9 protein-coding genes are annotated in these 9,601 nt (G+C 34.8%); 8 read left to right on the forward strand and 1 reads right to left on the reverse strand.

Translation table 11 applies throughout. The features are described from left to right. Positions 1–112: 112 nt before the first annotated feature. From AC2CGR_RS26880 to AC2CGR_RS26905, 6 genes are all read left to right on the forward strand, one after another. Complete coding sequence (locus AC2CGR_RS26880; RefSeq protein WP_484481366.1) at positions 113–1,816, forward strand: ABC transporter substrate-binding protein; 1,704 nt, start codon at positions 113–115, stop codon at positions 1,814–1,816. Between the two features lie 238 nt (positions 1,817–2,054). Further along, positions 2,055–3,782, forward strand: coding sequence for an ABC transporter substrate-binding protein (locus AC2CGR_RS26885; protein ID WP_000730670.1), 1,728 nt, complete (start codon positions 2,055–2,057; stop codon positions 3,780–3,782). Between the two features lie 108 nt (positions 3,783–3,890). Next, a complete protein-coding gene (locus tag AC2CGR_RS26890; protein WP_000860691.1) occupies positions 3,891–4,847 on the forward strand; it encodes an ABC transporter permease in 957 nt (318 codons plus the stop codon). A gap of 12 nt (positions 4,848–4,859) precedes the next feature. Next, positions 4,860–5,783, forward strand: coding sequence for an oligopeptide ABC transporter permease (opp4C, locus tag AC2CGR_RS26895; RefSeq protein WP_000447957.1), 924 nt, complete (start codon positions 4,860–4,862; stop codon positions 5,781–5,783). Positions 5,784–5,793: 10 nt separating this feature from the next. Next, a complete protein-coding gene (locus AC2CGR_RS26900) occupies positions 5,794–6,774 on the forward strand; it encodes an ABC transporter ATP-binding protein (protein ID WP_000030788.1) in 981 nt (326 codons plus the stop codon). Continuing rightward, positions 6,771–7,736, forward strand: a complete 966-nt coding sequence (locus tag AC2CGR_RS26905; RefSeq protein ID WP_061130713.1) for an ABC transporter ATP-binding protein — start codon at positions 6,771–6,773, stop codon at positions 7,734–7,736. The genes AC2CGR_RS26900 and AC2CGR_RS26905 overlap by 4 nt, the downstream gene beginning before the upstream one ends. 39 nt (positions 7,737–7,775) lie before the next feature. Here the strand turns inward: AC2CGR_RS26905 and AC2CGR_RS26910 are convergent, their stop codons facing one another. Next, positions 7,776–8,648 (reverse strand): Cof-type HAD-IIB family hydrolase, encoded by an 873-nt coding sequence (locus AC2CGR_RS26910; protein ID WP_484481367.1) that lies wholly within the window; start codon positions 8,646–8,648, stop codon positions 7,776–7,778. A 449-nt stretch (positions 8,649–9,097) separates the two neighbouring features. On the opposite strand from AC2CGR_RS26910, the gene AC2CGR_RS26915 reads away from it, so the two are divergent. Both AC2CGR_RS26915 and AC2CGR_RS26920 read left to right on the forward strand, forming a co-directional pair. After that, entirely contained in the window at positions 9,098–9,205 is a 108-nt protein-coding gene (locus AC2CGR_RS26915) for a DUF3948 family protein (protein ID WP_000664237.1), read from the forward strand. 42 nt (positions 9,206–9,247) lie between these two features. Next, complete coding sequence (locus AC2CGR_RS26920; RefSeq protein WP_001083700.1) at positions 9,248–9,358, forward strand: DUF3948 family protein; 111 nt, start codon at positions 9,248–9,250, stop codon at positions 9,356–9,358. Positions 9,359–9,601: the final 243 nt, after the last annotated feature.

Below are 9,601 nucleotides of genomic sequence, written 5' to 3' on the forward strand. Positions count from 1 at the left end.
ATAATCTTGAAATTAATTCATACTATTTTTATAGGAATAATGAATAAAGTTACAGAAAGGAGTCCTATGTTCCTCCATCGTTAAAAATTAGGAAGGTAAAGGTGAGAGTGCAATGAAAAATGTTTTTAAAGGAGCAATTGCTACATTTCTTAGTGTATCAGTATTACTAGCCGGATGTGGTCAAGAGGAAGTGAGTACAAACGAAGCCGGGAACGTACCAAAAGTAAGAGATGAATTTATTAAGGCAAGCGACAAATTAAAAAGTCCCGTAAAAGCAAAAGAAAGAAAAGATACTTTTGTAGTTGGAATGCCGAGTCCTGGAGGGATATTCCTTCCGCACTTTATGGAGAATGGATGGGATGGTAATATAACGCAAGCTATCTTTGCACCTCTTGTTGGACTGGATAAGGAAGGGAAACCAATTCCAATTTTAGCGAAGAAGTGGGATATTTCAGAGGATCAACTTACATATACGTTCCATTTGAAAGATGATTTAAAGTTTAGTGATGGTACACCGTTAACTGCAGAGGATGTAGCATTTACATTAGCGCTATTACACGACCCAACTTATAGTGGTGCCACTGATATAAGTCAAACAGCAATAAAAGGTGGTCAAGCATATAAAGAAGGAAAGGCAACCTCTATTGAGGGAATTCAAGTCATTGATCCGAAAACAATTACGATTACGACTGAAAAGGTAAATGCTCAAACATTATCATTAATCGGCGGAGAGGTTATATCTAAGACTTATTACGGGAAAGAGTATAAACAAGGACACTTGGAGTATTTAAAAGAGTTGTATGGAAAGCCGGTGGGAGCAGGAGCTTATAAGTTAGATAAATATATTCCTGGTCAGGAGGTTCGATTTGTAGCTAATGAAAATTATTTTGAAGGAAAACCGAAGATTGAGCACTTTATTTATAAGATTTCAAAAGGTGATACGAAATTGCAGCAATTTCAAGCGGGAGAAGTAGATTACGACGGATTTTCTACAAATGCAGAAACGATCGAACAATTAAAAGATTTAGGTTTTGCTAATATTAATGTGTATACAGGAAGTTCTTACGGCTACATTAAAATGAATTATAAGAAACCATACTTTAAAGATAAGCGTGTCCGCCAAGCATTTATTTACGGATTAGAGCGTCAAAAGGTTATTGATACGTATTTCCAAGGTTATGCTTCACTCGTTAATGTACCGATTACGCCAGTTTCTTGGGCGTATACAGAAGAAGGTATTAATAAATATGAGTATAACTTAGAGAAAGCAAAGAAATTATTGGATGAGGCTGGATGGAAACCAGGTTCAGATGGAATCCGCGAAAAAGATGGCCAAAAATTGAAGGTAAGTTATTTTGCTTCTTCTGCAAGTAAAATAAATGATGTAATGATCCCGGTGATGAAAGAGGATTATAAAAAGCTTGGTGTAGAGTTTAACCCAGAATATATGGACTTTAATACGATGATTTCAAAAGTGATAAAAGGTGATTATGATTTAGCAATGGTATCTACACCAATGATTGATGATCCGAGTGGAACAATTGAGGAGTTTGTTTCGACAAGTAAACGAAACTATGATGGATACCATAATCCGAAAGTAGATGAATTAGCGAAGCAGGCACTAGAAATATTAGATATTGAAAAACGAAAAGAAATTTATAAAAAGTTGTACCAGGAGTTGAGTGAAGATCCGCCTGTAATCTTCTTAAATAATAGTAAAGTTGTGTCTGCACATCATGCACGCATTCAAGGATTACAAGAAGATAACTATAACGGTATCTTGTTAAGTTTACCTAAATTAAAGATAGAACAATAATTTTTAAAAAATTCTCAAAATATTTATTTAGAAAGAATTGACAAAATATAACGGAAGATATAAGCTAATAACCATAAAGTCTACCGGAAAGGTCGGAATAGGATTGTTACCCCTCAAAAACATCTATTTTTTTACGATTAAAACCGACTTTTCCGATTGGCTATAAATGTGCTGTGGGAGGCATACATAAGCTAATAAGTTCAAAGGGTATCACTATTAAAAAGTTAGGGTGGGGACAATGAAGAAAAAGACAAAAAAATGGGCTGGTGTATTTTCGGTATTACTGAGTAGTTCGCTTGTGTTATCTGCTTGTGGGGGACAGGAGGATACGGCTTCTACAGAACCAGTAAAAAAGCAAGACTTAAAAGACGCTAAGATCGAATCAATTCCAGCTACAGATAAAAAGAAAAGTCCAGAGAAAGCAAATCAGCGAAAGGATACTTTTATTACGGCCATTTCTAAGCCAGGGGGAGTTTTCCTTCCATATTTCCAAGAGAATGGTTGGGATGGAAATGTAACGTCTGTAATTTTTGCGTCACTAGTAACAACAGACAAACAAAGTAAACCTGTTCCGGATCTTGCGGAAAAATGGGATATTTCTGCTGACCAGTTAACATATACATTCCACTTACGTAAAAATTTAAAATTTAGTGATGGGTCGCCTTTAACAGCGGATGACGTAGCATTTACATTAACACTACTTCATGATAAAGCGTATGAAGGTGGATTGGATATTGCTCAGTATGCTGTTAAAGGTGGGAAAGAATATAAAGAAGGAAAAGCAACTTCTATTGAAGGGATTCAAGTTGTTGATCCACAGACAATTAAAATTACAACTGAAAAAGTTAATTCACAGGCGCTAACTAATTTAGGTGGCCCAGTGCTATCAAAAGCTTATTATGGAAAAGATTATAAACAAAATACAAGTTTAGACTATTTAAAAGCATTATATGGGCAACCAATTGCAGCGGGTCCATATAAATTTGAAAAATATGTTCCAGGTCAAGAAGTACGCTTTGTTGCTAACGAACATTATTATGCAGGTAAACCAAAAATTAAAAACTTTATTTATAAAATCACATCAGGTGATACTGGATTCCAATTATTCCAAACAGGTGAACTGGACTATAGTGGATTTAGAGCGAACCCTGAAAATATAGACCAATTAAAAGGATTAGAGTTTGCAAATATTAATCTTGAATCATCAAGTGATATTGCTTATATCTATGTAAATAATAAGAAGTCGTATTTGAAAGATAAAAAGGTACGCCAAGCGCTTACTTATGGATTAGACCGTAAGAAGTATGTGGATACAGCTTTACAAGGATATGGATCTGTTGCTAACGTACCAATTGCCCCAGTTTCATGGGCATATACAGAAGAAGGTATTAATAAATATCCGCACGACGTAGAAAAGGCTAAAAAATTATTGGATGAGGCTGGTTGGAAAGTAGGTTCTGACGGGGTTCGTGAAAAAGATGGTCAAAAATTAAAATTAACATACTACGCATCAAATACAGGTAAAACAAATGATATCTTTATTCCGATTGCAAAAGAAAGTTACAAAGAAATTGGTGTTGAATTAAATCCAGAGTTGATGGACTTTAATACGATGCTTTCAAAAGTAGGAAAAGGTGACTACGATTTAGCAGCAGTTTCAACACCAGGGATTAGTGATCCAAGTGAAGTTGTAAGTGAGTACTTATCAACTAATCCAAAAAGTGATACGGGTTATAATAATCCGAAAGTAGACGATTTGATTGTAAAAGGTATAGGAACGACAGATATTGAAAAACGTAAAGCGATTTATAAAGAGCTGTATAAAGAGTTGAGTGATGATCCACCAGTTATTTTATTAAACTATCGTAAACTACTTTATGCTCATAATGCGCGTATAAAAGGAATTGATCCAGAAAAGTACGATGGCATCAGTTCCAACTTACCAGTGTTATCTATTGAACAATAAGGGTTGACCTAAATAATAGAAGACGTTTTTTCACACAGCAATGGAATGATAGCTGTTTTGAAAAAATGTTCTTCTATTTTTAAGTAAATAGGATTGGGGAGACAAAAGGTGAAAACATATATCATTCGTAGGTTCCTTCAAATGATCCCTACATTGTTTGGTACATCTATTATTATTTTTTTCTTATTTGCACTTTTGCCGGGAGATTATATTGATTCAAATCCGAAGTTAACACCAGAGAGAGCCCAAGAATTAAGGGAATTATACGGCTTAAACAAACCAATTATTGAAAGGTATTTTCATTGGTTAGTGAATGCTTTGCATGGTGATTTTGGATTTTCTTTACAGTACCAAGAACCGGTAACTTCATTACTTAATAAATTCATTTGGAATACATTTATTGTTGCTGTTGCAGCTTTATTTTTCACTTGGATTATTGCTCTTATTATTGGGGTTATTTCTGCAACAAAGCAGCACTCTTGGTTTGATAGATTGGTAACAATCGGTGTCTTTGCAGCAATGTCATTTCCATCATTCTTTATCGGACTATTTTTAATTAAATTATTAGCAGTTGATTTAAAGTTATTACCTATTGGTGGCATGATTGATATTGGTAGTAACTCAACAGGGATAGCATACATATTAGAAGTATTACGTCATATGATTCTACCTGTATTTATTTTAACGCTTCTTGGTGTAGGATCGTTAACACGATATTTTAGAACCGGCATGTTGGATGTTATTAGACAAGATTATATTCGTACTGCTCGTGCAAAAGGTTTAAAAGAAAGAACCGTTATTTATAAACATGCATTGAAAAATGCAATTTTGCCAGCAATTACATTACTCGCTTTTGAATTACCGGGTTTATTTTCAGGAGCTATTATTATTGAACAGATTTTTAATTGGCCAGGGATTGGGAGTATTCAATTAGAAGCATTAAATTTCCGTGATTATACGGTATTAATGGCGTTTACAATGTTTCTTTCTTGTTTAACAATTATGGCTAATTTCTTAGCTGATATTGTATATGCGTTTGTTGATCCAAGAATTCGATTGAAGTAAGGGGGGAAAGATATGGAGACTATTACACCAATAATAGAGAAAAAGAAAGAACGGAAAAAGAGAAATGAATCATCACCATGGCGCCAAGCGTATAAAAAAATCAAGAAAAATAAGATGGCGCTGTGTGGCTTATACGTTTTAATATTTATGTTTTTATTTAGTTTTATCGGTCCAATCTTTTCACCGTATGCAGATGGGAAAGTACAAGTAACACAAATTAATAAACCGCCCAGCCTGTCACATTGGCTTGGAACAGACCAGTTGGGACGGGATATTTTAACTAGACTTATGCAAGCAGGGCGTATTTCATTAACAATTGGTTTAGCGTCGATGCTACTATCCGTTATACTAGGAGCTTTATTAGGAGCAATTGCTGGTTTTTATCGAGGGGTTGTGGATCATTTAATTATGCGTGTTGCGGATGTGTTAATGTCCATTCCGGGATTACCGCTACTTATTATAATGGGAGCAATTTTATCAGAATGGAAATTACCATCAGAATACCGTTTATATGTTGTAATGATTATTTTGAGTTTAGTAGGATGGCCAGGACTTGCTCGTCTTGTGAGAGGACAAATTTTAACATTGCGGGAGCAAGCCTTTATGCAAGCGGCAGATGTATTAGGATTAAAGGATTCTCGAAAAATTATTCATCATTTAATTCCTAATGTCTTTCCGTTGCTTATTGTTGTAGCAACCTTGGGTGTGGCTGGATCTATTTTAAGTGAGTCCGCACTAAGTTACTTAGGTCTCGGAGTTGTCCCACCTACACCGTCATGGGGGAATATGATTAGCGCAGCGAACTCATTAATTGATTTTCAAAAGCGTCCGTGGTTATGGATTCCGCCTGGTTTCGCAATTTTTATAACTGTTGTATCCATTAATTTACTTGGTGATGCACTTCGTGATGCGTTAGATCCAAAGATGAGACGGTAGGTGAGGGAATATGAGTAAAGCGGTAGTAGAGCTGAAAGATTTACAAACACACTTTCAGACAGAAGAAGGGACAGTAAAAGCTGTGAATCATGTTAGTTTTTCTGTTCGAGAAGGTGAAACTGTTTGTGTTGTAGGTGAATCAGGTTGCGGGAAAAGTGTAACAGCTTTATCCATTATGGGACTTATTGCTGAATCAGGTAGTGTAGTAGGTGGAGACATTTTATATGAAGGAAAAAGTCTTTTAGGAATGAAAGAAAAAGAGCTTCGTAGTTTACGAGGGAATGATATTGCGATGATTTTCCAAGAACCGATGACATCGCTAAATCCAGTCTTTACTGTAGGGGAACAAATTGTAGAGACGTTAAGGGAGCATGAACTGCTTAGTAAAAATGAAGCATATAAGAAGGCAATTGAGTTAATTCGTAAAGTCGGCATAGCTCGTGCGGATGAAATCGTCCATTCTTATCCACATGAACTAAGTGGTGGTATGTTACAACGAATTATGATTGCTGTTGCACTTAGTTGTAATCCTAAGTTATTAATTGCGGATGAACCAACAACGGCTCTTGATGTTACGATTCAAGCTCAAATATTAGATTTATTAAGACAAGTAAAAGAGGAATTTAAAACATCCATTTTATTAATTACACATGATTTAGGCGTTGTAGCAGAAATGGCGGATTACGTTGTCGTTATGTATGGCGGGAAAGTTATTGAAGAAGCACCAGTACTAGAAATATTCCAAAATCCGAAACACCCGTATACGAAAGGTTTGTTAAAATCAAAACCAGTGATGGGAAAACGAATAGATAAACTATATTCTATTCCAGGGCAAGTTCCTAATTTAGTTGGTTTGGATGAGTTTTGCTACTTTAGCGGCCGTTGTGAGCATTGTATGGAAATATGTAAAGAAGAAGCGCCAAGTTTGAATGTACATGATGAGAATCATAAAGTTGCTTGCTGGTTATATGAGGAGCGTGCGAAACAATGAGTGAACCATTATTAGAAGTAAAAAACTTAAAAACATATTTTCCAATTAAAGGCGGCATATTTAGTAGAACGGTTGGACATGTAAAAGCAGTTGATGGAGTAAGTTTTACTATTAATAAAGGTGAAGTATTCGGCCTCGTTGGTGAATCGGGAAGCGGAAAAACGACGATAGGAAAAACAATTTTACGTCTCGTCCAAAAAACGGAAGGGGAAGTGAAGTTTAAAGGGCAAGATGTTCACTCTTTATCTAAGGAAGAATTGAGAAAACATCGTCCTAATATGCAACTTGTCTTCCAAGATCCATTTAGCTCATTAAATCCGAGAATGAGAATTGGGGAAGCGCTTGGTGAGCCGATGTTAGCTCACGGATTAGCGACGAAAGAAAATGTTCGTGAAAAAGTGACAGAAGTATTAGAGTTATGTGGCTTAGCCCCATATCATATTGACCGGTACCCTCATGAGTTTTCTGGTGGACAACGCCAACGTATCGTTATCGCAAGAGCTATGGTATTAAATCCAGAATTTATTGTAGCTGACGAACCTGTGGCAGCACTAGATGTATCTATTCAAGCACAAATCATTAATTTATTTAGCGAGTTACAGGAGAAAAAGGGACTATCTTATTTATTCATTTCACATGATTTAAGCGTAGTAGAGCATTTATGTACGAAGATTGGAATTATGTATCTAGGAACGATTGTGGAAACAGCGCCACGTGATGAGTTATTTACAAATCCACTTCATCCGTATACAAAAGCATTGTTATCCGCTGTGCCAATACCAGATCCAACAGTGAAGCGAGAGCGAATTATACTAGAGGGTGATATTCCAAGCCCAGCGAATCCACCTTCAGGTTGTCGCTTTCATACACGTTGTCCGTTTGCAACAGATATTTGTAAACAAATGGTACCAGAATTCCGTAATGTTGGTGAAGAGCACTTTGTTGCTTGTCATCATGTATAAAAGAGAAGGACTCTTTCAGAAGTTGAAAGAGTCCTTTTTTTATTTACTAGATGAAGTTTGTTTCAATACAAATTGCTCGATTGCATGAGCAACACCATGTTCATTGTTTGTTAATGTTACAACATCACATAGTTTTTTTACATCTTCTTCAGCATTTCCCATTGCCACTGATAAGCCAGCTACTTGTAACATTGGCACATCATTAAAGTTGTCCCCGATTGCAATAGTATCTTCAATTGGTATATTGAAATAAGCGGCCATTTCTTGTAGACCGTTCCCTTTATGACCATGCTTATCCATAATTTCTACATTAGTAGGAGCGGATGCTGTAACTGAAATATCAGTGTCTTCTTGTAACATGCTTAATAGCTGTGCACGATGCTCTGCATTAAATGTCAAAATGAAGAATTTAGATATTTCTAATTCTGGATTATTTACAACATCTTCAATCCTTTGAAAATCAGTAATTAAGTTTGATTTCTTTTGTTTCTCTGTAATTCTTTCAAGTTCCTCAAGTGTAACATCTAGTGCATGCTTGTTCTCTTCGAACGCTTGCATGACTTGATCTTGCCATGTATATGGAGAATAAACTCCTTTATTCGTATATAGCTTATAAGGAAAACCTTCAGATCCTAGTAATTTTGCAAGCTTGTATACTTTATCGTTTTGTAAACAACGCGAGTTAATTACTTTTCCATCCACATAAACAATTGCCCCATTGCTCGCTCCAACTGGAAGAGATAGTTTATATTCTTCCAATAATTTCAAAGCATCCTCTTTTGCACGACCAGAACAAATCATGACTATATGACCAGCCTCTTTTGCAGTTTGGATAGCTTGTAAGTTCTCTTTGGAGATTTCAAGACTAGATGATAGTAGTGTTCCATCCATATCTAATGCGATTAATTTCAAAATGACCACCTCTTTGTTTTTATTATACATAGTTATATGGAGGAAACATATAAACTTATCTTGGAAAGATTGTATTTTATCTCGCATGAACTATCAGTAAGAATTTGATAGATTCCACTTTATTAATGAAGGATTTATCTTAATTTGTAACAAAAGTAGAGGTGAGTATGGCGATATTTCGTTATATGACTGTAATGTTACAATAATATTACAGTCATAAACTTAGTAGAAAATGCATTAAAACAAGGTTTTTAAGGGTGTTTATAAAAAAACGTAAAAAAAGTGTAATAAAATTTACGTAATTATATTGCAACGTAACAATAGTTATGTTACATTAATGTTACAAACATTACGTTATTAAATTTAATGTAACATCAACATAAAAACTATGAAATAAACATTTCTTAGAAATTACATATAGATAACCTATTAAAAGGAGGATACATAATATGAAAGAGCAAGTATTACAAGTAACAAAAGGTGACTTCGTAGGATCAGCAAGTGGAGCGGTAGTATTAACAGCATTAATCGTATTTCTATCAAGTGTATTAGTGTAATAGAAGTTTTACATTATACAAAATGAAAGGAGAATGAGGAATATGAACAGTGAACAAGTGTTACAAGTAACAAAAACAGATTTATTAGGATCATTAGGTGGAGCGGTAGTATTAACATCATTTATTCTATTCCTTGCAAATGTATTAGTATGAGACATATAAATACAATTATTCAAAAAAAATAAAGACTCTAGCATATTAGTAAGTAATTAATATGTTGGGGTCTTTTTTATTTTTCTTCTATATATCCCTTCAAGTATGAATAGTCCCCTTTATTTTAAAGAGAAAAAAGTCGAATTTTATATGTAAAAAAAAAAGAGGAATTTGACAGAAAAGATAGAAAATTTTAAAGGTCAGAATTTGTTAGCTTGCTAACTAATTTCTATTAATTGATGT

The organism is Bacillus sp. LSHTCR4 (assembly GCF_057197025.1).

Bases quoted from the DNA above. Each gene is read 5' to 3' on its own strand.
- AC2CGR_RS26905 (WP_061130713.1), top strand. From the start codon at position 6,771: ATGAGTGAACCATTATTAGAAGTAAAAAACTTAAAAACATATTTTCCA.
- AC2CGR_RS26880 (WP_484481366.1), top strand. From the start codon at position 113: ATGAAAAATGTTTTTAAAGGAGCAATTGCTACATTTCTTAGTGTATCA.
- AC2CGR_RS26900 (WP_000030788.1), top strand. From the start codon at position 5,794: ATGAGTAAAGCGGTAGTAGAGCTGAAAGATTTACAAACACACTTTCAG.
- AC2CGR_RS26885 (WP_000730670.1), top strand. From the start codon at position 2,055: ATGAAGAAAAAGACAAAAAAATGGGCTGGTGTATTTTCGGTATTACTG.
- AC2CGR_RS26920 (WP_001083700.1), top strand. From the start codon at position 9,248: ATGAACAGTGAACAAGTGTTACAAGTAACAAAAACAGATTTATTAGGA.
- opp4C (WP_000447957.1), top strand. From the start codon at position 4,860: ATGGAGACTATTACACCAATAATAGAGAAAAAGAAAGAACGGAAAAAG.
- AC2CGR_RS26915 (WP_000664237.1), top strand. From the start codon at position 9,098: ATGAAAGAGCAAGTATTACAAGTAACAAAAGGTGACTTCGTAGGATCA.